Annotated in this window: 20 protein-coding genes and 1 tRNA gene; 14 read left to right on the forward strand and 7 right to left on the reverse strand. The window is 45.3% G+C overall.

All coding sequences use genetic code 11. From position 1 onward, the window contains the following. Nucleotides 1–9 precede the first annotated feature (9 nt). Nucleotides 10–978: an ATP-binding protein gene (locus ACTXGJ_RS07695; protein ID WP_443565583.1), complete on the reverse strand. Its 969-nt coding sequence runs from the start codon at nt 976–978 to the stop codon at nt 10–12. Nucleotides 979–1,043: 65 nt separating this feature from the next. Here ACTXGJ_RS07695 and ACTXGJ_RS07700 point away from each other — a divergent pair, with 65 nt between their 5' ends. After that, the gene (locus tag ACTXGJ_RS07700; RefSeq protein ID WP_439243127.1) at nt 1,044–2,000 is read left to right on the forward strand and encodes a serine/threonine protein kinase; all 957 of its coding nucleotides are present in this window, start codon (nt 1,044–1,046) and stop codon (nt 1,998–2,000) included. Nucleotides 2,001–2,079: 79 nt separating this feature from the next. Here the strand turns inward: ACTXGJ_RS07700 and ACTXGJ_RS07705 are convergent. From ACTXGJ_RS07705 to ACTXGJ_RS07715, 3 genes are all read right to left on the reverse strand, one after another. Continuing rightward, a tRNA-Leu gene (locus tag ACTXGJ_RS07705) sits at nt 2,080–2,164 on the reverse strand. A gap of 206 nt (nt 2,165–2,370) precedes the next feature. Then, the gene (locus ACTXGJ_RS07710; RefSeq protein WP_443565584.1) at nt 2,371–4,092 is read right to left on the reverse strand and encodes a sigma 54-interacting transcriptional regulator; all 1,722 of its coding nucleotides are present in this window, start codon (nt 4,090–4,092) and stop codon (nt 2,371–2,373) included. Nucleotides 4,093–4,108: 16 nt separating this feature from the next. Beyond that, the gene (locus ACTXGJ_RS07715) at nt 4,109–5,371 is read right to left on the reverse strand and encodes a two-component system sensor histidine kinase NtrB (RefSeq protein ID WP_443565586.1); all 1,263 of its coding nucleotides are present in this window, start codon (nt 5,369–5,371) and stop codon (nt 4,109–4,111) included. 373 nt (nt 5,372–5,744) lie between these two features. Here ACTXGJ_RS07715 and rimO point away from each other — a divergent pair, with 373 nt between their 5' ends. The 12 genes from rimO (at nt 5,745) to ACTXGJ_RS07775 (ending at nt 20,448) form a co-directional block, all read left to right on the forward strand. Continuing rightward, entirely contained in the window at nt 5,745–7,121 is a 1,377-nt protein-coding gene (gene rimO, locus ACTXGJ_RS07720) for a 30S ribosomal protein S12 methylthiotransferase RimO (RefSeq protein WP_443565646.1), read from the forward strand. A 190-nt stretch (nt 7,122–7,311) separates the two neighbouring features. Beyond that, nucleotides 7,312–8,037 (forward strand): UMP kinase, encoded by a 726-nt coding sequence (gene pyrH, locus ACTXGJ_RS07725; protein ID WP_439243121.1) that lies wholly within the window; start codon nt 7,312–7,314, stop codon nt 8,035–8,037. Nucleotides 8,038–8,119: 82 nt separating this feature from the next. Then, complete coding sequence (frr, locus tag ACTXGJ_RS07730) at nt 8,120–8,674, forward strand: ribosome recycling factor (RefSeq protein ID WP_439243119.1); 555 nt, start codon at nt 8,120–8,122, stop codon at nt 8,672–8,674. A gap of 303 nt (nt 8,675–8,977) precedes the next feature. After that, on the forward strand, nt 8,978–9,739 hold the full coding sequence (uppS, locus tag ACTXGJ_RS07735; protein WP_443565588.1) for a polyprenyl diphosphate synthase: 762 nt from the start codon (nt 8,978–8,980) through the stop codon (nt 9,737–9,739). 133 nt (nt 9,740–9,872) lie between these two features. Next, entirely contained in the window at nt 9,873–10,682 is an 810-nt protein-coding gene (locus ACTXGJ_RS07740; RefSeq protein ID WP_439243115.1) for a phosphatidate cytidylyltransferase, read from the forward strand. A 72-nt stretch (nt 10,683–10,754) separates the two neighbouring features. Next, nucleotides 10,755–11,963: a 1-deoxy-D-xylulose-5-phosphate reductoisomerase gene (ispC, locus tag ACTXGJ_RS07745; protein ID WP_443565589.1), complete on the forward strand. Its 1,209-nt coding sequence runs from the start codon at nt 10,755–10,757 to the stop codon at nt 11,961–11,963. Between the two features lie 37 nt (nt 11,964–12,000). Then, on the forward strand, nt 12,001–13,383 hold the full coding sequence (rseP, locus tag ACTXGJ_RS07750) for an RIP metalloprotease RseP (RefSeq protein ID WP_443565590.1): 1,383 nt from the start codon (nt 12,001–12,003) through the stop codon (nt 13,381–13,383). 261 nt (nt 13,384–13,644) lie between these two features. Beyond that, a complete protein-coding gene (gene bamA, locus ACTXGJ_RS07755) occupies nt 13,645–16,110 on the forward strand; it encodes an outer membrane protein assembly factor BamA (protein WP_443565592.1) in 2,466 nt (821 codons plus the stop codon). A gap of 142 nt (nt 16,111–16,252) precedes the next feature. Further along, entirely contained in the window at nt 16,253–17,269 is a 1,017-nt protein-coding gene (lpxD, locus tag ACTXGJ_RS07760) for a UDP-3-O-(3-hydroxymyristoyl)glucosamine N-acyltransferase (RefSeq protein WP_443565593.1), read from the forward strand. A 129-nt stretch (nt 17,270–17,398) separates the two neighbouring features. Continuing rightward, complete coding sequence (gene fabZ, locus ACTXGJ_RS07765) at nt 17,399–17,908, forward strand: 3-hydroxyacyl-ACP dehydratase FabZ (protein WP_443565594.1); 510 nt, start codon at nt 17,399–17,401, stop codon at nt 17,906–17,908. Between the two features lie 66 nt (nt 17,909–17,974). Then, entirely contained in the window at nt 17,975–18,775 is an 801-nt protein-coding gene (gene lpxA, locus ACTXGJ_RS07770) for an acyl-ACP--UDP-N-acetylglucosamine O-acyltransferase (protein ID WP_443565595.1), read from the forward strand. Between the two features lie 320 nt (nt 18,776–19,095). Further along, nucleotides 19,096–20,448: a sodium-dependent transporter gene (locus tag ACTXGJ_RS07775; protein WP_439274428.1), complete on the forward strand. Its 1,353-nt coding sequence runs from the start codon at nt 19,096–19,098 to the stop codon at nt 20,446–20,448. Nucleotides 20,449–20,583: 135 nt separating this feature from the next. Here the strand turns inward: ACTXGJ_RS07775 and tgt are convergent, their stop codons facing one another. Together tgt and asd are read right to left on the reverse strand one after the other, a co-directional pair. Further along, entirely contained in the window at nt 20,584–21,735 is a 1,152-nt protein-coding gene (tgt, locus tag ACTXGJ_RS07780; protein WP_443565596.1) for a tRNA guanosine(34) transglycosylase Tgt, read from the reverse strand. 187 nt (nt 21,736–21,922) lie between these two features. After that, nucleotides 21,923–23,056 (reverse strand): aspartate-semialdehyde dehydrogenase, encoded by a 1,134-nt coding sequence (gene asd, locus ACTXGJ_RS07785; protein ID WP_443565597.1) that lies wholly within the window; start codon nt 23,054–23,056, stop codon nt 21,923–21,925. Nucleotides 23,057–23,363: 307 nt separating this feature from the next. Between asd and ACTXGJ_RS07790 the strand changes: the two genes are divergently transcribed. After that, nucleotides 23,364–24,518 (forward strand): endonuclease/exonuclease/phosphatase family protein, encoded by a 1,155-nt coding sequence (locus ACTXGJ_RS07790; protein ID WP_439243093.1) that lies wholly within the window; start codon nt 23,364–23,366, stop codon nt 24,516–24,518. Between the two features lie 476 nt (nt 24,519–24,994). Here the strand turns inward: ACTXGJ_RS07790 and ACTXGJ_RS07795 are convergent, their stop codons facing one another. Beyond that, nucleotides 24,995–25,267, reverse strand: a complete 273-nt coding sequence (locus ACTXGJ_RS07795) for a hypothetical protein (protein WP_443565599.1) — start codon at nt 25,265–25,267, stop codon at nt 24,995–24,997. Between the last annotated feature and the right edge of the window lie 486 nt (nt 25,268–25,753).

Genomic DNA, 25,753 nt, shown 5'->3' on the forward strand with positions numbered 1-25,753 from the left:
TTCCGAAAATTAGCCCTGATTATCAGCCGCAGCCAATTGCGCTTTACCGCTCCAATAGCGGCTGAATTGATAAGCCACTCGGCCTGAGCGTCCGCCGCGCTCGGATGCCCAGCGTAAAGCCGCGGCTCTGATATCATCAGCTAGAGGCTTATCTTCTTTGCTAATGGTATTCGTTTTAGCCTCGCTATTAGTTTCTAAAGCGCCAGATATTATTGCTTGCTCTAAGCTCAGATAATGCTGCACAATTTGAAGATAAGTGTTTTGATCCATCGGATGAAAAGACAACCAGAGACCAAAACGATCCGATAAAGACACGGTCTCATCCACGGTCTCATAAGGGTTGACCTCATCGGTCTGCCCATCATAAATACTGATATTATCTTTCATCAATTGTGGTAATAGATGGCGACGGTTACTGGTCGCATATACCAGTAGCTTGTCTTGCTCAGAGTCAAGCGCACCATCGAGCACGCTTTTGAGCGCTCTATAACTCTCATCTTGCCCATTAAACGCCAAATCATCACAGTACACTACATAACGGCACTGGCTGTCAGCGGGCAGCTTATTGATAGCGGCGCGAATCTTATCGAGCACTTGTAGGTCATCACGCGCAATCTCAATAATACGTAAACCTTCGCTACAATATTCTTGTAGCAGGGCACGAATCAGCGATGATTTACCAGCGCCGCGAGTTCCGGTCATTAATACGTGATTGGCCGGAAAGCCTTTAAGAAATTGACGCGTGTTTTGTACCAGTTTTGCTTTTTGCGTCTCAATACCCTGCAAATCGTCTAAACTTAAAAACAGATTGACCGCTAGCGGCTCAAGGTGCCCTGTACGACCACCGACCCAGCGATAGGCCAACTGTTCGGGGTCAATTTGGATAGTTGGCGTGACCCGCTCTTGTAGATATTGGTTGAGCAATTTCAGCAATGGTTCGGGTAGGGCGTAGTGATCGAACGGCTTTGATTCAGACATAGTTATTCTAATCGTTTAGGTTAAATTTAATGCAGGCAATAGCAATATAAGGGCTTTACTTTACTATGAAAAATCAGGAAAGTCATGGGTCAAAAAAACAAGGGTTGCAGGGACAGGCTGCCAAGCTATTACCTACGATAACTCATGAGCTTGCGCAATTAGGTTATCTTGATATAGTGCATCAAAGGCTTAGCCAACAAAACGATTCTGCAAAAACCTATCAAGGCTTAAGCCGTGCTGTGCATCAGCAGTTTAATGAGGTGATGATAAAATGGCAACTTAGCACTGATATCTTGTTAGATTCAACATCATTAAATCATGAAATAGGAGTTTTAAGAATACTGAACAGTCTGCAAAGTAGCAATGAAACCGCTAATGAAAACGCTATCGCGCCGCCAATTCTAGCCTACGAAATATTGAGTTTAAACATATTACAGCAAAAGCAGTGGTTAACTTTGCTAGCTATGCCTTATTACTTACAAGGCAGTTTAGCGCAACATCTCAAGCAGTCACTAACCCTTCAACAAAAGCACCAGCTGATCGTGCAAGCGGCAAAAACTATCGATAGTTTGCATCAAGCAGGATGGCTGCATAACGATATTAAGCCTAGTAATCTATTAATCAATAATGATGAAGAGCTGAGTTTACTATTAACGGATTTTGCTTTAGCGCAGCCAATTGACAATAGCCCTAAAAACAATATGCAAGCTAAAAATAGCGCAGGCACGCCTGCTTATCTTGCGCCTGAACGCTGGCAAGGTCAGGGCGGGGCAGTGCAAAGTGATATTTATGCTTTTGGGGTTCTGATGTATGAGATTTTAGCGGGCGCGCGACCTTACGCTATTGAGTCGTCGACTAGTGAGCCGCTAAAAGACTGGGCGATTCAGCATTGTCAGCAGTCTGTTCCAAAATTACCTTCTCAGTATAATAATTATCATGATGTTGTTATGAAAGCTATGGCTAAGCGAGTAGGGCAGCGTTACTTCAATATGGATGAGGTTTTGAAAGATTTGGAACTATAAAATAAATCTGCAAACACAAAAAAGCCTGCTAAAAAGCAGGCTTAATGTTAAATACGGTTTGAGAAGAACTATCGAAAAATGGTGGGGCTGGAGAGACTCGAACTCTCACACCTTGCGGCGCCAGAACCTAAATCTGGTGCGTCTACCAATTCCGCCACAGCCCCATTATCGTTACTCTATCATCGTCAGCGCTTAAATTCAAACCTCTGACAGACAGATAACTGATTCGGTAGTGCGTCTCAGTGGTTGGCTATTATATAGAGTTTCGCAGTTTTGGCAACCCCTTTTTGCAAATTAATTTAATTTTTTTGGTGCTGGAGTGGAAATTGTTGATTCTCTTATAGGAAGGCTAAGCTTATCAAAGACTTGCTTAATCCTCTGTAGCAGGGTTAGGCTCTGATACATCGAGCAGTGTGAGCTTGCGTGTCAACGTATTGCGGCCCCAACCTAATAGCTGAGCCGCAGCTACCTTGCGACCACCACTATGGCTAAGCGCGGCTCTCAAGAGTACCCGCTCAAACTCTGGGGTCGCTGCCTGTAGAATATCAGTTTCACCTGCTTGCAAAGACTGCTTAGCCCAGTCTGCTAAGGCTTGCTGCCAGCTAATTGGAGTCTCAGTGACCGCTGTATGGGTATGCGAATGGATAGGCGAAGTATTATCTAAGGTTTGCGCAGACTGAGACGGTTGAGGGGCAAGAGTGGCTTGAAAGCTATCACTAAACGCTGAGTCCGGCGCTCTTTGAGCTAGCAGCTCAGGAGGTAGGTCATGGGTAAGCACCGTATCCCCAGCCGCCATAACCGTCAGCCAAAGACAAACATTTTCTAATTGGCGCACATTACCGCGCCAGTCAAAGTCTTGCATAATTCGCAGAGCATCAGGACTTAACTGTTTGACTGTGGTGTTCATCTGCTCGCCCGCCTGCTGCATAAAATGACTGGCTAAGGCCGGAATGTCTTCACGGCGAGCGCGCAGAGGCGGTAGTGGCAGGCGAATAACATTGAGACGATAGAATAAATCTTCACGAAACTTGCCCTGCTGGACGAGCTGCTCTAGGTTTTGATGGGTGGCAGCGATAATACGCACATCGACTTTGACAGGCTGCTGACCACCGACTCGGTAAAACTCTCCGTTCGCGAGCACGCGCAGTAGTCGCGTCTGGGTGCTAAACGGCATATCACCGATTTCATCTAAGAATAGCGTACCACCATCGGCTTGCTCAAAACGGCCTTGGCGCTGAGTCGTTGCTCCGGTAAAAGCGCCTTTTTCATGCCCAAACAGCTCAGACTCAATCAAATCATGCGGAATAGCCGCCATGTTTAGCGCGATAAAAGGGTGCTTAGCGCGCGGTGAGTGTTGATGTAGGGCGCTTGCCACCAGCTCTTTGCCCGTGCCCGACTCGCCGGTGATAAGCACGGTAATCGGCGAATGTGCCAAACGACCAATAGCACGAAATACCGTCTGCATGGCTTGCGACTGCCCGATGATGCCGCTCGGATTGGTAGTGACGCTTGGCTTAGAAGTAAGCTTGCTCTTGGCCTTGCTAGTAGTCTTAGTCTCTTGCTGTTTGTTGGTGTTCTGAGTAGGGTTTGATTCTATAGGCGCCTCGTCTATAGCCGTATTATTCTCAATTAAGCTTTCTTGATGAATATCGCCACTCGGCTGATAGCTGAGCGCTTTATAAATAATCGCTACGGCATCGTCTAAATCGAAGGGCTTGGCTAGATAATCAAAAGCGCCTGCCTGATAGCTGTTAATTGCTGAGGTTAGATCTGAATGCGCGGTCATAATGACGATAGGTAGCTCAGGAAAGTGCTTATGCACCCAATCGCTGAATGACAGACCATCCATCATCGGCATACGAATGTCGGTCAAGATAACATCAGGTAGCTCAGAGATAGACGCGCGCTTTTGTAACACCTCATTGAGGCGCGTCCATGCCGCTTGCGCTTGTGTAAAGCTGATAACCGTTAGATTGGCTTCGGTGAAAGTATCGGCTAATACCAAGCGTAGCGCGGCATCGTCATCGATAAGCCATAAGGTAGCAAGAGTGGTCATAGTGTTATGTAGCTCATCGTTATTAGCAGTAGACATAATTTATAAAATCAAGTTAGTTCAACGGCTGAGTAAAAGGTAAGTACAGCGTAAAGCAAGTTGAATTGCCCTTCTCATGTTGTTTAGAGCTGACTTCAATCATACCATGATGCCGGCTGAGAATATCTTGCACAATCGATAAACCAAGTCCTGTACCTGCCGCGCGGCTCGTCACCATCGGGAAAAATATCTGTCCGAGCAAGTTTGACTCTATGCCGCCGCCATTATCAGTGATGGAGAGTTGCAGTGCTTGCTTATGCTGCTGCTGACCGATAGTGTGCTGAAAAGCGATACGCGTTTGAATCTCTAGCTGCGCCTGATAGTTAGGATTCCCTTGTCGCTGCGCATGCTCAGTCATCGACTCGCAAGCATTATTAAGCAAGTTTAAAAACACTTGAATCAACTGATCTCTATCGGCTGTCAGCTCTGGCAGAGATAAATCATAATCACGCTGCACCTTCACTTCGGGATATTGACTAAAGACTAAGGCCAAAACATGCTCTAAGGGCTGATGGATGTTAAGCAGTTGCCAATGGGCAGGCTGGTTAGAACCTAACAGCTGACCGATAAGCTGCGTTAAGCGATCAGTCTCGGAGATAATAATATCGGTATAAGCGTGCAGTTTTTCGCTGAGAGCATTACTTTTTGTGTTGTCATCAGTCTCTATAGTATTGCTTTCATTGCGTAGTGAGTCTTTGATGCTTTGAAGCTTATTGAATTGGCGCTCGAGTAGCTGCGCGGCACCGCGGATACCTGCGAGCGGGTTTTTGACTTCGTGAGCAACCGAGCGCAGCATTTGCCGAGCGACTTCGTATTGCTGCTGTTGGCGCTGATCATCCGTGATGCGGCTTTGTCGATCTTTGCCCCACATTTCAATGATAAAGTAGTGTTTATCCTGATAAATCACCGGAGTCACGCTATAGTCTACGAGTAGTGCCGCACGGCTGTTAGAAGAAGAATTTATCGTATGATCATGAGTAACAAAAGGCTGCTGATACTGCTGTGCTTGATAAAAACGCTCAGTCAGTGGGCCATTTGGAGTGTGAACCGTCGTTATAGATGAGCTTGTAGCTGCACGCTCTAACTCTTCGGGCGCAAGTAGTTTGAGTATGGATTGTCCCAGTAACCTACCGCGGCTAATGGCCAGTAGCTGCTCTACCTGAGCATTCACCCACTCAATATCTAATGAGCCATCGACCCAGAAGACGGCGGTGAATAGCTGCTGGGAGATAAAGGCTAAGTCGGGCACAGTCGCTGCGGGTACTGAGTTTGTAGTCATTGATACTGCCTAATAAGTAAAGAGGTGCGATGTTTTGCACCTTTATGGTTTAATCAGCAACATTTAACCATAAATCAACAGCATAGCATGGCAAAACTAGCAGTTATCATAAAAAAAACGTACAATGCGCTCAGCCATTTTATCTCAAGCAAGGTCAGCTATGTCCAAAAATTCTATGCCATCAGATGATACTATTTTAGCCGATTCGGTAACGGTATCGCCAGCTAACGCCGCTCTAAAAAATACCGCGACCCTATTTAATCCTACGCAAGTGCCTAGTAACGAAAGTCTTGACCAAGCGCCTATTACTAATAAGGCTTATCACCACAAGGCCAATCACAACCAAAACCGTAGCATCGAGCAAAGCGGCAGTATGCATTCTGCTGAGGTTAGCGCCAGCTCGCCTGTCACTGCGCCCAAAATCGGTTTTGTATCTTTAGGCTGCCCAAAAGCTTTGGTTGACAGCGAGCGTATTATCACTGAGCTGAGCCGCGATGGCTATCAAGTAGCAAGTGATTACGACGGCGCTGATTTAGTCGTAGTGAACACCTGCGGCTTTATCGAGTCGGCAGTACAAGAGTCGCTCGACGCTATCGGCGAAGCCATCAGTAAAAATGGCAAAGTTATCGTCACCGGCTGCTTGGGCAAAGAAGCGGACAAAATCCGTACCATGCACCCAGCCGTATTGTCGGTGACCGGCGCGCATGCTTATGACGAGGTCATTACTGCTGTTGCCCAGCATGTGCCGCGTCCTAATAGAGAGCAAGATAAAGATTACAATCCCAAAATCGACTTAATCGATGAAGCAGGCATCAAGCTGACGCCAAGCCATTATGCTTATCTTAAAATCTCTGAGGGCTGTAATCATCGCTGCACTTTTTGTATTATTCCAAGTCTGCGCGGTGACTTAGTTTCGCGCTCCATTGATCAGGTGATGAATGAAGCGGTAGCGCTAAAAAACGCAGGCGTCAAAGAGCTGCTTATTATCTCGCAAGATACCTCAGCTTACGGATTAGATCTCAAATACAAGACCAGCTTTTGGAACGGTATGCCGCTCAAATCCAAATTCTACGATATGTGTCAAGCGCTGAATCAGCTAGGCATTTGGGTGCGCTTGCATTACGTTTATCCGTACCCGCACGTCGATAAAGTGGTTGAGCTGATGGGTGAGGGTAAGCTACTGCCTTATCTTGATATCCCGTTCCAGCATGCCAGTCATAAGATTCTAAAGGCTATGAAACGCCCTGCGCATAGCGAAAACACCTTGGCGCGTATCAAAGCGTGGCGTGAGATCTGTCCTGAGATTGTCATTCGCTCAACCTTTGTGGTGGGTTTTCCAGGTGAGACCGAAGAGGACTTTCAATGTCTGCTCGATTGGCTGATTGAAGCCCGTCTAGACCGCGTCGGCGCGTTTACTTATTCAGAAGTTGAAGGCGCTGTCGCTAACGACTTGCCTAACCCCGTTCCTGAGGCGGTTAAACAAGAGCGTTACGAGCGCTTTATGGCACTACAACAAGAAATCTCAGCGCAAAAGCTACAAGAGAGAATCGGTAAGACGCTGCAAGTGTTGGTCGATGAGATTGACGTTGAAGAAAATATCGCTATCTGCCGCAGTTACGCGGACGCGCCAGAAATTGATGGTCACGTCTATGTCGACAATATTGACGCTAGGGTGCAAGTGGGGCAATTTTTGACAGTAACTATCGATGACGCGAGCGAATATGATTTGTTTGCAAGCTTTCAAGGCTAAGGCTAAATAAAAGCGTATAGCTGTCATGAGTAATGACAGAGGCGGTGAATGAAAATTGCCCAATAAGGGATAGTTTTTGCTACAATTAGCGCAATTTAGCTGATTTGCTCTGCTGATCAGGCTATTGGCGACTTGATGACAGTTCTGACGGTAATTTAACGATAATATTTAATGATAAAAAGGTGCTCTTATGTCTGATAAAAATCCCCGTTTTTCGCGTATCTTGCTTAAACTATCAGGCGAGGCCTTAGCGGGCGGCAAAGACATGGGTATCGATACTGAGGTACTCGATAAGATGAGTCTATCCATTGCTCATTTACGTGGCCTTGGGGTGCAAGTCGGTATCGTCGTTGGTGGCGGTAATCTATACCGCGGCGCCCAATTACAAAAAGAGGGTCTTGTGGGCCGAGTCACAGGCGATCAGATGGGGATGCTCGCGACAGTGATGAATGGCCTGGCGATGCGTGATGCGCTTGAGCGCCGCAATATTAAAACGCGTTTGATGTCGGCTTTACCTATTGGCGAAGTCACTGAAAGTTACAGCAGCCGTAATGCCATTCGCTACCTTAAGAACGGCGAGGTTTGTATCTTTGTGGCCGGTACCGGTAATCCTTTTTTCACCACCGATACCGCCGCCTGCTTGCGCGGTATTGAGATCGAAGCCGGTCTCATTTTAAAAGCGACTAAGGTTGATGGGGTTTATAACAAAGACCCAAGTCTGCATAGCGACGCGACTAAATACGATGGCCTCACCTTTGATGAAGTGCTCGAGCAAAAGCTTGGGGTGATGGATCTGACCGCTATTGCCCTATGCCGCGAGCATAATGTACCGCTACAAGTGTTCGATATGACTAAGCCTAACGCATTATTAAATGTCGTCATGGGCGAAAATGAAGGCACTCGTGTCTATCATTAACCGGCAGTCCACTATTTATAACCGTATACCTTCAAAATAAGTAACTATGACCATTGTCGTATAAATAAATTAAGGAAATATGATGATTAAAGAAATCAAACAAGACGGCGAAGAGCGCATGAAAAAAACGCTAGAGGCCCTTGATAATACTTTTAGTAAAGTGCGTACTGGCCGCGCTCACCCTGGTATGCTATCAGGGATTATGGTCAGCTATTATGGGGCGGATACGCCATTGAACCAAGTCGCTAGCGTCAACGTTGAAGACTCTCGTACCTTACTCGTTCAGCCCTTTGACCGTACTATGGTGCAAGCTGTAGACAAGGCCATTCGCGAAGCCGATTTGGGGCTCAACCCAATGAGTGCTGATGTGATTCGTGTGCCTATGCCTGCACTGACTGAAGAGACCCGCCGCGACATGCAAAAGCTGGCTCGTAGCGAAGCGGAAAACAGCCGCGTCTCTATCCGTAACATTCGCCGTGATATGATGAATGACATCAAAGATCTAGCCAAAGAAAAAGAGATCTCAGAGGATGATGAGCGCCGCGCTAATGATGATATCCAAAAAATCACTGATAAGTATATCGAGACCATTGATAGCCGCTTAAGCAAAAAAGAAAGCGATTTGATGGAAGTTTAAATCGATTAGTATCTTTATGTTTTAAGTCTGAATTAGCATCGCTATTAAGCAGCATCTTTAAACTGGCATCTATCAAGCACTAATTGTTAGAGTGCCAGTTTTTTATTACTAACCTGTTTATTAGGCTGTCTTTGATAAAGTCTGTTATAAAGACAGGTGTTATGACGGATGATATGGCTCTATCAGTGACGGCTCTAGTGATTTTAGGCTATAGAAAATTTAGGTAAGCTCAATCGTCAACACCATACTGTTAAGCAGCGCTTTATCACAGTGCTCAAACACTCCAATCAAACTGGCTCCAAAATGTCTAATCATAGCAATCATAGTAACGCAACCTCTATACTTCCTCGTCATATCGCCATTATTATGGATGGCAATAATCGCTATGGCCGGGCCAATGATTTAGGTCAAGGTGAGGGGCATGTCGCCGGTAAAGACGCTTTGGACCCTATCGTCGAGCATTGTCTTGAGGTTGGGGTGGAGGTGCTTAGCGTGTTTGCGTTTTCGAGTGAGAACTGGCAACGTCCTGCAGCTGAGGTGGCATTACTGATGCGTCTATTGACCTCAACTATTCATGAGCAGCTGCCGCGGATGAATAAATACCGTATTCGCTTGCGCTTTATTGGCGATAGAAGCCAGCTTGATGACAATCTGCAGCAATTGATGGGCGATGCTGAGGATAAGACGGCGCATTTTGAGGCTATGACTTTAGTGATTGCCATCAGTTATGGTGGACAATGGGATATCGCTCATGCCGCGCAGCAACTTGCTCGGCAAGTACAAGCTGGACAGCTTAACGCTGATGAAATTAGTGCGGAATTACTGACTCAGCATGTGCAGCTTGCTGATGCTCCAGCTGTTGATATGCTGATACGGACAGGCGGTGAGTATAGACTCTCTAATTTTTTGTTATGGCAGTCCGCCTATGCTGAGCTGTTCTTTACGCCAACACTATGGCCAGATTTTGGCGCAAGTGAGCTTGATGGTATGCTAAGGGAGTTTAGTCAACGTCAACGCCGCTTTGGTAAAACTAGCGAGCAGGTGGCTATGCAAACTAGTCTTTGAAGCTTGAGCTTCAAATAATGTGATAGCTCTCCGTTATCTCGTTATAATTGGCACGCGATAAACCGTGTCTGTCGTCTCTCGGATACCCTATACCCCCTAGAGTACTCTTTAACTAGTATAAGGCTTGATTGGTATGTGGCAACGGATTAGAACAGCAGTCGTCTTAATTATCATTGTAGGTATTGCACTATTTGCAAGCCAAACGCCTATACTCTTTGCGCCGCTACTGGCTATTGGCGTGACGATTGCGGCCCATGAATGGACCAAGCTCATGCCGAAATGGCGTCAACCGACGGTTTTTGTGTTGATCGTTTTAGCACTGACGCTCATCTCACTCGTATTTCCAATGACATGGGTATTATGGTGGACAGCTTCTTTGATAATATGGCTGATGGCCTTATCTTGGGTGAGCAAGTTTCCTACCCATACCAGTTGGTATGGTCGTAGGTTGTCGATTATGGGGATGGTGATATTAGTTGCCTCCATTACTGCCATGTTCTTTTTATGGCAGCAGTCGCCTTGGTGGCTGATGTATGTGTTCTTACTAGTCTGGTGCGCAGATAGCGGCGCTTACTTCGTCGGCCGTAAGCTTGGCAAACGTAAGATGGCGCCAAATGTCTCCCCAAATAAGAGTATGGAAGGATTAGCAGGCGGAGTGGTCACTGGCTTATTGGTTGTTATCGGTATTAGCGTGTTTATGCTGCAATTGACCGGTACAGCACTACTGGCTTTTGTAGCCTTATCTGTAGTGACTATTTTGATATCCGTGTTAGGTGATCTGTTTGAATCGATGCTCAAGCGCCGTGCCAAGGTCAAAGATTCAGGAACTATTCTGCCAGGTCACGGCGGCATACTAGATCGTATCGATTCGTTACTGTCTGCGACGCCTATCTTTGCCTTAGGGTTTTTAGGTCTACAGCAGCTTGGTCTGCTCATCGTTTAGCTAGTTTAGTTCGCTTTTTTGTTCTTACTTATTTTAATAATACTTTTAATAACACTATAGGCACCGCAGCTTATGACTAACAGACAACGCATCGCTGTACTTGGCGCGACTGGCTCTATCGGAGATAGCGCCTTAGCTATCTTAGCGGCGCATGGCGACGACTTTGAAGTCTACGCCTTATCCGGTCATCAGCGCTTAGATAAACTGCTACAGCTGTGCCGACAGTTCAACCCTGCGCGTGTTTGTGTGCCTGTAGATAAGATCGATGAATTTGCCGCGAAGCTTGTGCAGGCAGGACTCAACACTGAGGTTGTTGGCGGCGCTACAGGTCTTGATGATATCGCTGCAGATAGTCAAGTAGATACGGTGGTGGCAGCTATCGTTGGCGCAGCGGGATTGGCCTCGACGCTAGCAGCCGCACGTGCCGGCAAGCGTATTTTATTAGCCAATAAAGAAGCATTAGTCATGGCCGGGCAAGTGATGATCTCGCTGGTTAAAACCCACAATGCCACTTTGCTGCCGATTGACTCAGAGCACAATGCCATATTTCAATGTCTGCCGCCGACTATTCAGCAGGATAGTACTCAGATCCATCAGTCTTATCACGGGGTACGTAAGCTTTGGTTGACGGCTTCTGGCGGACCCTTCTTACATCATTCATTTGAACATATGCAGCAAGCGGGAGTCGCTGAGACGGTTAAACATCCCAATTGGTCGATGGGTCAAAAAATATCTGTCGATTCAGCGACAATGATGAACAAGGGCTTGGAGCTGATTGAAGCCTGTTATTTGTTTGATTTGCCGGAGAGTAAGATAAACGTGGTGATTCATCCGCAAAGTATCATTCACTCAATGGTAGAATATAACGATGGTAGCTACTTGGCCCAGCTGGGTAGCCCGGATATGAAGACGCCCATTGCCCATGCCCTCAGTTACCCTAAGCGTATCGATAGTGGCTCACAGCCGTTAGATTTATTTGCGCTAAATGCCTTGGAGTTTATTGCTCCAGACCTGCAAAAATTTGCTTGTTTGCGCCTGGCACGGCAAGCGATGCAGGCAGGGACTCAGGCGACTATTGTGTTGAATGCGGCTAATGAGATCGCGGTTGCCGCATTTTTAGCAAAGCGGGTGCGCTTGACTGACATAGCGGATATCAATGAGCAAGCGCTCAGCCAAGTCGATGTAGCTACCTTAGCTGCCGATGCTAGTATCGATGATATCTTAGCTATTGATGAGGCTGCTCGTCGCTATACGCAGACGCTTATTGGCCAGATGGTTTGAGTTCGCCTCAAATCTATACCTAAGTTGAGATCCACCTATGACATTTATATTAACGCTGCTTGCCGCTATATTTGTACTAGGACCCTTAATCGCTTTGCACGAGTGGGGGCATTATATCGTCGCGCGTCTGTGCGGCGTCAAAGTGTTGACTTATTCTATTGGTTTTGGGCCCAAGCTTACTGGTTGGACGAGTAAACGTAGCGGCATAGACTACCGAATTTCTGCTTTGCCGCTTGGTGGCTATGTCAAGATGCTTGACGAGCGCGAAGGTAAAGTGGCTGAACATGAGCAGCATTTGGCTTTTAATCGTCAGCATCCCTTAAAGAAAATAGCTATCGTCGCCGCTGGCCCTATCATGAACTTCATCATCGCCATTGCTTTGTTTTGGGTGTTATTTATGACGCCCTCAGAGCAGCTAGCGACTAACATCGGGCAAGTGTTACCCGACACGCCAGCCGCTACGGCGCAGTTACCAGCGGGTGAGAAGATTGTCGCTATCGACGGTCATGAAGTGCAGACTTGGGAAAACATCAACTACCGCTTAGCCAGTCGCATGGGCGAGACCGATAACGTGAGTGTCACGCTACAATCGCAAGCAACAGAGGCGGCAAGCGCTCAGCGAATCATTTATCAAGCGCCAGTGACTAATTTTATGCAAGGGCAAGCGCAAGGCAAAGATGCGCTGACCAGCTTTGGCACGCTACCGTGGCAGCCGACTATTGAACCTGTCATTGGCGCTCTAACTTCTGATGGTGCGGCTAGTTTGCAGGGGATGCAGGTTGGCGATCAGATTACCGCTATCGACGACACAGCTATCAACGATTGGATCAGTGCCACGCGTATCATACGTGATAGCCCAGAGGTATTGCTCAACTTTACGGTACTGCGTGATGGTACTTCGCTGCAGCTACAGATCATGCCGCAAGGTAAAAAAGACAATTTAGGCAATCGCTATGGGCAGATTGGCGCGATGGTTGCTAAGACTGATATCGTCATCCCTGAAGTCTACAAAAACACCGTCGTTTACGGGCCCGGTGAGTCGCTAGTAAAGTCGTTTGAGAAAACCGAACAATTAGCGGTAATGACAGTCAGCTCGATGGGGAAAATGCTCTCAGGTATGATAGGGTTAGATAATTTATCCGGTCCCATCACCATTGCCAAGGTCGCTAAGCAAAGCTTCGATATCAGCTGGGAGATGGTGCTATCTACAGCCGCTTTGATCAGCCTCAGCCTAGCGGTATTGAACTTATTACCCATTCCGATATTGGATGGCGGTCATATCGTTTATTACGTTATCGAGCTAATACGAGGCAAACCTCTACCAGAAGGGGTGCAAATCGCCGGTTTAAATATAGGCCTACTCTTGCTAGCAGGTTTCATGGTGTTAGCGATTGGTAATGATATTAGCCGGCTGTTTTAAGCGAACGCGGCGCGACATGTCGAGCCAAATGCGCTACACTAACGCCTGCGCAGGATTGTACCTAACATTATACAAATAGAAATAAACAATACTCATAATAGCTAAGCTTTATTTAACGTAACTTTTAGTTTATTTTATGATGCGTTTTATATAAAGTGTTCTAATTCTATCTTATCGAGTCGCAGGCAAGGTCTCAATGAGATAGACAAAATATGCTTTTTACCTTAACTTAAGCAAGTTTTTTATTGACGGATAGTATTTATGCGTACGCCTTTACTTATGAGCGCGGCTGGGTTGCCGTTAGTGGTAGCAATGATGAGTGTTTCTGCACAAGCGGCAGATTTTGTGGCAACTGACATTGGTTTCACTGGATTACAACGCCTGACTCCCGCTAGTCTTTATCCAGTGTTGCCGATCAACGTTGGTGATACGGTTACCGATGCCAGTTTAGCGGCTAGTATTAAAGCTTTATATGCTACCGACAATTTCGCAAACATCCAAAGCCGTGTTGAGGGCAATCAGCTGACCTTTGATGTCATTGAACGCCCTGTCATTGCCGAAGTTAATTTTGAGGGTAACCAGCTCATTCCCAAAGAAGGCCTAGAGCAAGGCCTAGAAAATGCTGGCTTATCAGTTGGCGACGTCCTCAAGCAAGCGACGCTGCAAGGTGTCGCTAATGAGCTACAGCAGCAGTATATCTCCCAAGGCTATTACAACAGCAGTATCGAAGTGGATCAGACTTTGCTCGATGGTAATCGGGTCAAGCTTGATGTACGCTTTATCGAAGGCAAAGCTGCCAAAGTGGTCGATATCAATGTTATTGGTAATAAGCACTTTAGTGATGAAGAGATTAAGGATGTATTCGCAGTAAAAGAAACTTCGTGGACGAATATCATCTCTAAGTCAGACCGCTATGCCAAAGAAAAGCTAGCCGCGAGTTTAGAAAACCTAAAAGCGCTGTACCAAAACGATGGTTATGTGCGCTTCAACGTCGACAATGCGATACTCAATATCAGCGAAGATAAAAAAAGTGTTTTTATTGAAGTCAGCTTAACCGAAGGCGATCAGTATCAGTTCGGCGATATTAGCTTCTTAGGTGAGCCCAAATTCGATGTCAATGAGCTAGGTGAGCTTGTAACTTTTAATGCTGATGAGCAGTACTCACAAGCGAAGCTCGATGCGACTACCGCCGCGCTCAAAAATCGCTATGGCAACGAAGGGTATTATCTAGCGCAAATTCGCCCTGTACCGCGTATCAATGACGACACTAAAATCGTTGATGTTGACTATTATATCGATCCGGTAAGACCTATTTATGTGCGCCGTATTAATTTTAACGGCAACATAAAAACCCAAGACGAAGTACTGCGCCGAGAGATGCGTCAGTTAGAAGGCTCACTGGCCTCTAACGAAAAAATTCAGCTATCGCGTACCCGTTTACTGCGTACCGGTTTTTTTAAGACCGTCAACGTTGATGTTAAGTCAGTGCCTAATCAGCCAGATCAGGTCGACGTAAACTATACCGTTGAAGAGCAACCTTCAGGCAGCTCAACTATTGCTGCTGGTTATTCGCAAAGCGGCGGTATTACTTTTCAGTTAGATCTCACTCAAAACAACTTTATGGGTACGGGTAACCGCGTCAATGCCGCGCTCTCACGCTCAGAGACACGCGACTCTTATAGCTTAGGGTATACCGATCCCTATTTCACTGAAAATGGCGTCTCACAAGGGGTCAGTGCTTATTACCGCGAGACCAAATTCGATGATAGAAACGTCAGTAACTATGTTACTGACTCTTACGGCGCTACTTTGAATTATAGTTATCCTGTTGATGAAACCAAGCGCGTGAGCGCCGGTATCAACGTCGATAATACCTCAGTACGCGGCGGACGCTTCCTTGGTGTGTCCAACGTTGATCAAATCCTCGAAAATGGTGGCTCGTTTGAGAACTTCGTCAATGAAGAAAACGAACTTTCTGGGCGTACAGGTTTCAAAAATGACTATACCAGCTATAACCTACTACTTGGCTGGGACTATAGCACGCTAGATCGTCCCGTATTTCCCACGAAGGGCATGAGCCATAGCGTGGATGCGACTATCGGCTTTGGCGATGCCAATTATCAAAAAGCAATTTATCGTGGTAACGTCTATTATCCGGTCTATAAAGATGTGATCGCCCGCGGCTATACTAAGCTTGGTTATGGTAATGACCTGCCTTTTTACGAAAACTTTTATGCTGGCGGCTATGGCTCAGTACGAGGCTATGAGGCTTCAAGCTTAGGCCCTAGATCAAAAGCTTACATCGATGCGATTAACGGTGTGAACCGTGTTAGAGACGAAGAAGTCGGTGGTAATGCGTTAGCAAGTTTTGGTGCTGAACTCATCTTACCTATGCCATTTAAAGGCGATTGGGCAGATCAAGTGCGTCCGGTATTATTCGCAGAAGGCGGACAAGTCTTTGATACTACCGATCGAGAAGATCGCAACTTCGTCAATCCAAATACTGGTTCAGATAATTTGCCTGATCTCAGCGATCCTAATAACCCAGACAAAACTAAAAAAGTGCCATTATTGACGCAAGACAACGATCTACGCTTTAGCGCCGGTGCTGGCGTGACTTGGTACACGCCTATCGGGCCTATCTCTATCAGCTATGCCGTACCTATTGGCGATAAAGAAGGCGATGAGACTGAAAAAGTCCAGTTCCAAATTGGTAGTACCTTTTAAGTCGCTACTATAACTGCTTTATTTAGAGCTGGCTAACATGTCAGCTCTAAAACGAAGGGGTAGGACGGATTATTAAGCTAAACCTTTAGCACATCTTAGCTTAGTGCCTATTTTTAATATATTGTTAGCAGTGTTACTGACTATGACTACGATTGAGCATCTCATTACTCAAATTGAGCAGCGCCAACCAGTCCTGAATAAGGCTGCGCTAAACCCTGAGCAGCTTGATTTTGAAATTAGTGGCGTCGGGAGTTTAGCGACCGCGACCAGCACGCAGCTCAGCTTTTTGGCGGATCCGAAATACCTCTCTTATCTTGCAGCTAGTGAGGCTGGAGTGGTGCTAGTCAGCGAACCGCATGCTGAGGCTGTCACCGCACCGACGATCGCTTTAGTCGTTGCTACCCCTTATTTAGCCTATGCTAGTAGTACTCAGTTATTTGAACCCAAGCCTGCGACTGGGACTATACACCCGACAGCAAGCATTGCTGATAGTGCCATCATCGGTGAAGGGGTGAGTATAGGGCCGTTTTGTGTGGTTGGTGAGCAGGTACAAATAGGCGCGGGTAGTTGTCTTGATGCTCATGTAGTCATTGGGGCACATACTAGTGTTGGCGAGCGCTGTGATTTTAAATCACAAGTAGTCATCGGTCACAACTGTATCATAGGTTGTCACGTCAGAGTACATGCCGGCGCTAGTATAGGAGCAGAGGGTTTTGGCTTTGCCCCAACTAAAGATCCTAGTGACAGTGGCTGGGAGCGTATTGCTCAGCTAGGGCGTGTGATCATTGGGGATCAGGTGCGAATAGGGAGCAATACCTGTATCGATCGCGGCGCTATTGATGATACGGTTATAGGCAATCATGTGATTATCGATAATTTAGTCCAAATAGCGCACAACGTTCATATCGGCGCTGGTTCTGCTATTGCCGCTCATACCGGTATCGCTGGTAGCACTCGTCTTGGTAAGCGCTGTATCGTTGGCGGTGCTGTCGGTATCACCGGTCACATTGAGATTGCTGATGATGTGACTTTATCTGGCATGACTATGGTGACAAAGTCGATTAAAACCTCAGGCTCGTATTCATCTGGTACAGCAGCGATGCCAACAGCCAAATGGCGACGGGCGGCGGTACGTTTTCGCCAGATGGGTAATGATTAAGCGGATATTTTTAACACAACAGTCTAAGCAAAACTGATTATTTCAAAAGTGGTTTTTTAAAAGTAACTATTTTAGAAGTGAACGTTTTTAATTTGTATTTTAATTGCGAGTACCGCAAGGAAGCCCATTATGAGTGCCATTGATTTCGATAAATTAACGGATGAAGATATCGATAAGTTAGCAACAAACGATCTGACTTTACCGCTGACTTATCACGATTTGAAGCATTATTTGCCGCACCGTTATCCCTTTATGTTAGTAGATCGGATTACTGCTTGTAAACCTGGCGAGTGGATCACGGGTATAAAAAATGTCACCATTAACGAAGAGTTTTTTAATGGCCATTTCCCTGATGAGCCTATTATGCCAGGGGTGTTAATGGTAGAGTCTATGGCGCAAGTTTCTGGGGTTTTAGGGTTTATTAGTGCCGGCCTAACCTCTGAAGATGGCTATCTATACTTGTTTGCAGGAGTAGATAAAGTGCGCTTCAAACGCCAAGTGATCCCAGGAGATCAGCTTATTATTCGCTCTAAATTGACCATGCAAAAGCAAGGCATCTATAAGTTTGATTGTACGGTTCACGTTGAGCAGCAGCTAGCCGTTAGTGCGCAGATTATGATTGCTCGTCAAGAGAAATAACCCTGATAAACCAGCGCTAGCTATTTTTATTATTCCATTGAATTAGATGATACTAAGGCCTGTACTATGAGCCAGATTCACCCTACAGCGAGCCAGATTCACCCTACAGCACTCATCTCACCTTCTGCGACTATTGATGAAACGGCGGTTATAGGACCGTATTGTATCGTTGGTGATGAGGTGTCTATCGGCGCTCACACGATCTTGCATCGTCATGTGGTAGTGGCTAAGTTGACGCGTATAGGGCAGCATAATCAGTTTTATCAGTTTGCTAGTATAGGCGAAGATCCCCAAGATCTAAAGTATGCCGGTGAGCGTACTTGGCTTGAGATTGGCGATCATAATACTATTCGAGAGGCTTGTAGTTTGCACCGCGGTACCGCGCAAGACGCTACTATCACTAAGATTGGCAGTCACAACTTACTGATGGTCAATACCCATATTGCTCATGACTGTACCATTGGTAGCCACAATGTCTTAGCAAATAACGTTGGCATTGCCGGACACGTGACCATCGGCGATCATACTATCATTGGTGGCAATTCTGGTATTCACCAGTTCTGCCGCGTTGATGACTACAGCTTAGTCGGTGGAGCGAGCCTTATTCTAAAAGATGTGGCGGCTTTTACTATGGTATCGGGCAATCCGGCAGGCGCTCATGGTCTAAATATAGAAGGCATGCGCCGAAAAGACTGGTCGAAACAGACTATCGACGTCTTACGTCAAGCTTACCGTGTCGTTTTTAGGTCTGGTCTGACCACTGTCCAAGCGCTTGAGGTTTTACAAAATGAGCTGCTACCCAAAGAGCCAAAAATCCAGCTACTCATTGATTCTTTAGAGCACAGCAAACGCGGTGTCGTCCGCTAAGTGGTTAGTAGACAATTGATTAGGCTTAGCCACAATTTATGATAAAAAGGATTGTTGATAGTCCAAACTCTTGTTAGTTATAGGTAAAATGATAAAAAGCCATAACCAATTGTTATGGCTTTTTATATTTATGGGCACTTGACTTTTTTGGTTGCTTAGCAGAAACTGAGCGTTTACGGTATTGTAAACAATTTTTTCTTAATGTTACTGGACGCTTCATATCGGGGCGTTTAATAATTCGCTTAAGCATTATGATGGGCGGCTTATGATAATCAAGGAAGGTTATCAGTAGTATTAATTGAAGCAAGAGGACGGAAAAGATGGCTATGAATAAACAACAACACGCACAATGGAGCTCAAGCTTTGGCTTCGTGCTAGCAGCGGTAGGGTCGGCAGTTGGGTTGGGAAATATATGGAAATTTCCATATATGGTCGGTGAAAGTGGGGGTTCCGCTTTTGTTATCGCTTATTTATTCTGTATCGCGTTAGTAGGTTTTCCGATTCTAGTCGCTGAGTGGTTGATCGGTCGCCGCGGACAAAAAAACCCAGTCAATACCTTTGCTGATGTGGCCGCCAGCCAAGGCAAGTCACGCAGCTGGGGTATCGTAGGTGCGTCAGGTATTTTGGGCGGTTTCTTAATTTTATCGTTTTATAGTGTCATCGGTGGCTGGGCGCTAAACTATATCACCAAAATCGCCTCAGGTGAGTTTGTTGGCCAAGATGGCGACGCAGTTGGTGCGACATTTGATGCTATGCTGGCCTCAGCCGGTACATTGACCATTTGGCACACTGTGTTTATGGTGCTGACGGCTATCATCGTCGGTATAGGGGTGACAAGTGGTATCGAAAAAACCGCCAAGGTGTTAATGCCATTATTGGGTCTTATCTTGTTTGTCATCGTCGGTTATAACGTCATGAATGGAGGATTTGGTGAAGCGGTTGCTTACCTATTTGCTCCAGACCTTAGCAAGCTGACTGCAGACGTGATGCTTGCTGCGCTTGGTCATGCGTTCTTTACTCTATCTATCGGTATGGGCATTATGATTGCGTATGGCTCTTATTTGGGCCGTGAAGTTAACTTACTCAAGACCGCCCGTACAGTGGTTATCTTGGATACCGTGATTGCTTTGGCCGCTGGTCTGGCGATCTTCCCGATTATCTTTAGCAATGGCTTAGATCCTGCCTCAGGCCCTGGTCTTATCTTTGTCAGCTTGCCAATTGCCTTTGGTAGCATGGGCGCAGGTACGATAATCGGTACTTTGTTTTTCTTATTGATTACCTTTGCCGCTATCACTTCATCGATTTCGCTACTTGAGCCGACGGTGGAGTTTTTAGAAGAGCGTACTTCGATGAGCCGTACAGTATCGACCATCGTGGCGAGTATTGTGATTTGGCTACTTGGTATCGCAGCCTTGTTGTCGTTTAACCTATGGGCTGATTTTACGATCATGGGCAACGGTATCTTTGATGCTTTAGATAAGCTCACCAGTAAGTTTATCCTACCACTTACGGGTCTGGCGGCGATTATCTTCCTTGGCTGGCAGATGGATCAGCGCAGTGTTCAGCAAGAGCTTGGTCTGTCTAATGGTACGTGGACGCTATGGCAGATTATCTCCAAGTTTGTAGCGCCAATCGCAGTGGTTATCGTGTTTGTGACCACATTAATGGGTTAAAACGTTTGGCCATTAGCCTTTTTGAATGGCGCATACATCAGTCAAGCAGCAAAAAGGGCTTAAGAATTTTCTTAAGCCCTTTTTTGATCTGAATGATAGATAAAGATGCAGAGAGATAGATGAGCGTTTAAAGAGTTAGCGTAGGTTTAGCTCAGGCACCGTTTGACCACGCTTGGCATAAAACTCACTGACAAAGGCATCAAAGGTATCTTGCTCGATGGCGTCTCTGATGCCTTGCATTAAGCGCTGATAATAACGCAGGTTATGAATGGTAGCCAGCTGCGCGCCTAGCATCTCTTTACATTTATTGAGATGGTAAAGATAAGCGCGGCTAAAGTTCTGACAGGTATAGCAGTCACATTCAGGATCTAGTGGGCCTGTATCCGTACGATATTGGCTATTACGAATGCGTACCACTCCAGTGTTATCAGCATCACCAGTGACGAAGTAATGACCATTACGTGCATTACGAGTCGGCATGACGCAGTCAAACATATCGACGCCGCGGCGCACGCCTTCGACTAGATCTTCAGGTTTACCCACGCCCATCAGATAGCGCGGTTTGTTTGCTGGCATATCATCAGGTAGGTAATCTAACACCGCCATCATCTCTTCTTTAGGTTCCCCTACAGAGAGACCGCCGATAGCATAACCATCAAAGCCAATCTCAAGTAAGCCCTTAAGCGACTGCTGACGCAAATCGGCGTACATACTGCCTTGCACGATACCAAAGAGCGCATTAGTACTGCCAAGTTTTTGATGCTCATCAAGACAGCGCTGACCCCAACGCAGCGAGAGCTCTAGAGACTTTTTAGCTTCAGCGTGAGTCGCCGGATAAGGCGTACACTCATCGAACTGCATAACGATGTCAGAATTCAAGCTATACTGAATTTGCATCGACTTTTCAGGAGACAAGAATACTTTAGCACCATCAATAGGCGACTTAAAATTTACCCCTTCTTCGGTAATCTTGCGCATTGCGCCAAGGCTAAAGACCTGAAAGCCACCAGAATCGGTCAAGATAGGCTTATCCCAATGCATAAATTTATGCAGACCGCCAAACTGATCGATGATATCAGTACCCGGACGTAACCAGAGGTGAAAGGTATTGCCTAATATGATATCTGCGCCAATGGCCTCAATATCGCGCGGTAGCATACCTTTGACCGTACCGTAAGTGCCAACAGGCATAAAGGCAGGAGTTTGTACCTCGCCATGATTAAGATGAACGGTACCGCGACGAGCACGAGTCTCGCCGCTAGCAGTTTTGTGTAAAGTAAATTGCATATGATAATCGCTATCTGAGCTATGAAAATGGCGCTAATTATATCATTATTAGCGATTTTTTGTGCGATCGTTATTTCTATACGCTTAAGAGAAGCCTCGTTGCCAAATACACGGGGCAATAAAAAAGACAGCAAATGCTGTCTTTTTTATTCTACAAATAAATGTAATTGAAATACTCGTTTTTAAGTTAGCTGTTTTGCTCACGAATGATGTTAAGCATCCGGCGTAAAGGCTCTGCTGCGCCCCATAATAGCTGATCGCCGACGGTAAAGGCACCTAAGTATTCAGGACCCATGTTCAGTTTGCGCAGGCGTCCTAAGGCCACTGTTAAAGTCCCTGTCACGGCTACCGGCGTTAGACGCTCAACGGTGGCTTCTTTGGTATCTTCGACCACATCTAGCCATTTATTATCGCTATTTTTTAGTGCTTCTTCGATCTCATTTAGCGGGATGTCTTTTTTAAGTTTAATAGTCAAGCCTTGAGCATGGCAGCGCATAGCACCAATACGAACACACATCCCATCGATAGGGATATTGCTCTGTACATCGTTACCAAGGATTTTATTGGTTTCAACGCCGCCTTTCCACTCTTCTCTTGATTGTTTATTTTCCATTTGCGCATCGATATAAGGAATCAAACTACCAGCTAGTGGTACACCAAAATACTGCTGAGGAAAATCAGCTGAGCGCTGAGTCTCGGCGATCTTTTTATCGATATCTAAAATGGCACTAGCAGGATCAGAGAGCTCAGCTTTGACCGCATCTTGTAATATACCCATACCATTGATAAGTTCGCGCATATTGTTAGCGCCAGAGCCGCTTGCCGCTTGATAAGTCATCGCGCTGACCCATTCCACCCAGCCTCTATTGAACAGCTCACCGATAGCCATTAGCATAAGTGATACCGTACAGTTACCACCGATAAAGTCTTTTTTGCCATTAGCTAAAGCATTGTCAATGACGTTACGATTAACCGGATCTAAAATAATGATGCTATCCTCATCCATACGCAGGGTGCTCGCGGCATCAATCCAATAACCCTCCCAGCCGCTATCACGCAGGGGCTGGTGCACCTTTTGGGTATAGTCGCCGCCTTGGCAGGTAATAATCACGTCGCAGTCCGCTAAGGAATTAATATCATGAGCATCTTTGAGTTTACTTGGGCTAATACCATCAAAGCTTGGCGCATCGCCGCCGCTATTACTGGTTGAGAAAAACACTGGGGTGATACCAGTGAAGTCTTTTTCTTCGCGCATACGCTCAATCAGCACTGAGCCGACCATACCGCGCCAGCCTACTAAACCTACTGTTAAATTACTCATGAAATGCCTTCCTCTTGTACGATGGTTTGTGACATAGTTTGTGACAAGGACAACCCGTAACAATGCCGGGAATAGAACAAAAAAGCAAGATTTTTCGATAAATTTCTTCTACTTCAACATCTCTATTATTAATGAGCTTTAAACAGTAACGTTTTATAATATTTATCCGCTTAACGAGATGCTAAAGTAAGCTTGAAAAATGACTATGATAACTTTGAATAATTATAAGCACTAATCATAAGTATTGTTTCTAAATCAGACTTTACTCCTGGCTTAGCCCTCATTTTAATAAATGGTTACCTATATTATGGATATCTCTTTACTGTATTACGGCGCGCAATGGTTAGCAGGGTTTATCACCTTTGTAACCATTTGGGGCTGGATGCCCCTTGATAATTGGTGGGTCCGAGTAGTCGAGTTTCCGCGCATCCAGATTATGGTGTTAGGAGTCGTCGCTTGGGCGGCGATGATTTTATTCTACTCCGAGTGGCAGATAGGTCAGTGGCTATTGTTTTTGGCCTTGAGTCTGACTTTAGCTTATCAGCTAAGAATGGTGCTTCCTTATACGCAGTTATGGAAAAAAGAAGTACAAAACGCCACCGATGACCCAGAGCTCGCTGAGCATCAGATCAAAATCATGGTCTCCAATGTATTAACGCCTAATGAGCAAAAGCAAGATTTAGTCGATTTGGTAAACGACAAAACCCCCGATATTCTGATCGCCTTAGAGACAGATAAGCAGTGGGAGCGAGCGCTTGAGCAGATAGAGCCTGACTATCCTTATACGGTCAAAGTTCCCTTAGACAACTTATATGGCATGCACTTGTACTCAAAGCTTGAGCTGATAGATCCTGAAGTTAAGTATCTGATTATCGATGATATTCCCTCTATCCATAGCCAATTACGCTTACCAAGTGGTCGGGTTATTTGGCTATATTGTTTACATCCCATGCCACCAAGTCCTACCGAAGCGGATAAATCGACCACGCGCGATGCGGAGCTGCTGATGGTTGGCAAGCATATCAAAGAGCATGAGCAAACTGCTATATTAGCAGGAGATCTCAACGATGTAGCATGGTCAAAAACCACGCGCCGTTTTCAGCGTATCTCAGGCTTACTTGATCCGCGTATTGGTCGTCACTTTATCAATACCTTTCACGTCAAATATCCCTTTTTGCGTTGGGCGCTAGATCATATTTTTCATAGTGCTTGTTTTACGCTAGTTGATATCAGTCGAATGCCATCTATTGGCTCCGACCATTTTCCAGTGATGACGACCCTACAATATGAACCGCAGGAAGCTAGTAAACAGGAACAAAACGCGCCTACTACCGATGCAGAAGACATTCAAGAGACCAATCATAAGATCGAAGAAGGTAAAGAAGAGGGACAAAAAGTCTCGCAACAACACGCTGAAGAAAACAATAAAACGCTAGAAGATCGAGCGGCAAAACCGGTATAAGCATTTTCAGATTATATAAATAGATGACTCAAATCCTCTGTAAGCATAAGCGTACAGAAAATAGGGCTTTTGGCGTCTAGTTAGCGCTGCTAAGCCAGTATATAATAGGCTCATCAACACAAGGATAGTCAAGGATGCAGTGTTGAGGCTTATAGCATTGAGTCAGCTCAAGTGTTATGAGTCGGTGTGAAGTGGCTTAGAGAGGACTTAATATAAGTCATCAGGGATATAATAATAATAAAATGAAATATCAATAACCCGAACCTATTGCCCAAGGTTCGGGTTTTTTCTTGTCCATGGTTTTTACTAATAAGAGTTTCTATTAATAAAAATTGCTACTAACAAAGGATACTACTAGCAACCATCAAATACTTTGCAGTTTTCATAAATACCACTTGTTAACAGAATTATCCTCAAAACTATTTAAAGTTAATTAAAGCCATTTAAGGTCAATACAGCATAGCGCTTAGTAGGTTCTAGGCATGATCTAAGGTACTATAAACATTTAACCAGTCATCATTTTTATCTTCAGTAACCGCAAACCAAGCATCATCGCATTCTTCGGTAAGACAATCAAAACTGACATATATGCCTTTCTCATCGATGGTGGCATACCAGTGCTCATCGTTATGGCCGGTAGATAGTACAAAGTATTTGTCATTCACAAATTCGCCAACGGTATATAGCTCGTCTTTTTTATAGAAATAATTTCCGCTTATGCAGATTAGTTTATCACCGGTATTTATCATCGTCTCTCCTGTCAATATCAATCATTACTTTATTATAAATAACGACAGCTTTAGCTTGTATTATCACTGCTGATAATTGAGTAAAACTTGCGTAATTATCTATAATTATTAGCAACTATTTTATCAGTAGCAAGTAAGACAACAAAGAATGCTTGAGTATCAAAAGACAGTTTTTTGTAGCTAAGTGTTTGTTTTTATTGCTATTTAAAACTGTTTATATCTAGATGATTGTTGATAATTGAAGCTTGTAAAATGAGCTTATTATTAGAATCGCAAATTTTGAGTACCATAACAAAATAATTGTTTAATCGTTAGTCATAATAAGCTGAAGTAAAACAGAAATAAAATAGAAATAAAGTAATGCCAGTGACAAGATTATCGATAACTGCTAATGATCAGGCGCTAGTAATCATCAGTGTAAAGCTATAGTAGCTCGATAACATTTTGTTTGTCTAATAAAAAGGGGATATGACTTAGCATATCCCC

This window comes from Psychrobacter sp. 1Y11, from assembly GCF_052259045.1.
GTDB lineage: Bacteria > Pseudomonadota > Gammaproteobacteria > Pseudomonadales > Moraxellaceae > Psychrobacter.

Bases quoted from the DNA above. Each gene is read 5' to 3' on its own strand.
- ACTXGJ_RS07695 (WP_443565583.1), bottom strand. From the start codon at position 978: ATGTCTGAATCAAAGCCGTTCGATCACTACGCCCTACCCGAACCATTG.
- ACTXGJ_RS07700 (WP_439243127.1), top strand. From the start codon at position 1,044: ATGAAAAATCAGGAAAGTCATGGGTCAAAAAAACAAGGGTTGCAGGGA.
- ACTXGJ_RS07710 (WP_443565584.1), bottom strand. From the start codon at position 4,092: ATGTCTACTGCTAATAACGATGAGCTACATAACACTATGACCACTCTT.
- ACTXGJ_RS07715 (WP_443565586.1), bottom strand. From the start codon at position 5,371: ATGACTACAAACTCAGTACCCGCAGCGACTGTGCCCGACTTAGCCTTT.
- rimO (WP_443565646.1), top strand. From the start codon at position 5,745: ATGCATTCTGCTGAGGTTAGCGCCAGCTCGCCTGTCACTGCGCCCAAA.
- pyrH (WP_439243121.1), top strand. From the start codon at position 7,312: ATGTCTGATAAAAATCCCCGTTTTTCGCGTATCTTGCTTAAACTATCA.
- frr (WP_439243119.1), top strand. From the start codon at position 8,120: ATGATTAAAGAAATCAAACAAGACGGCGAAGAGCGCATGAAAAAAACG.
- uppS (WP_443565588.1), top strand. From the start codon at position 8,978: ATGTCTAATCATAGCAATCATAGTAACGCAACCTCTATACTTCCTCGT.
- ACTXGJ_RS07740 (WP_439243115.1), top strand. From the start codon at position 9,873: ATGTGGCAACGGATTAGAACAGCAGTCGTCTTAATTATCATTGTAGGT.
- ispC (WP_443565589.1), top strand. From the start codon at position 10,755: ATGACTAACAGACAACGCATCGCTGTACTTGGCGCGACTGGCTCTATC.
- rseP (WP_443565590.1), top strand. From the start codon at position 12,001: ATGACATTTATATTAACGCTGCTTGCCGCTATATTTGTACTAGGACCC.
- bamA (WP_443565592.1), top strand. From the start codon at position 13,645: ATGCGTACGCCTTTACTTATGAGCGCGGCTGGGTTGCCGTTAGTGGTA.
- lpxD (WP_443565593.1), top strand. From the start codon at position 16,253: ATGACTACGATTGAGCATCTCATTACTCAAATTGAGCAGCGCCAACCA.
- fabZ (WP_443565594.1), top strand. From the start codon at position 17,399: ATGAGTGCCATTGATTTCGATAAATTAACGGATGAAGATATCGATAAG.
- lpxA (WP_443565595.1), top strand. From the start codon at position 17,975: ATGAGCCAGATTCACCCTACAGCGAGCCAGATTCACCCTACAGCACTC.
- ACTXGJ_RS07775 (WP_439274428.1), top strand. From the start codon at position 19,096: ATGGCTATGAATAAACAACAACACGCACAATGGAGCTCAAGCTTTGGC.
- tgt (WP_443565596.1), bottom strand. From the start codon at position 21,735: ATGCAATTTACTTTACACAAAACTGCTAGCGGCGAGACTCGTGCTCGT.
- asd (WP_443565597.1), bottom strand. From the start codon at position 23,056: ATGAGTAATTTAACAGTAGGTTTAGTAGGCTGGCGCGGTATGGTCGGC.
- ACTXGJ_RS07790 (WP_439243093.1), top strand. From the start codon at position 23,364: ATGGATATCTCTTTACTGTATTACGGCGCGCAATGGTTAGCAGGGTTT.
- ACTXGJ_RS07795 (WP_443565599.1), bottom strand. From the start codon at position 25,267: ATGATAAATACCGGTGATAAACTAATCTGCATAAGCGGAAATTATTTC.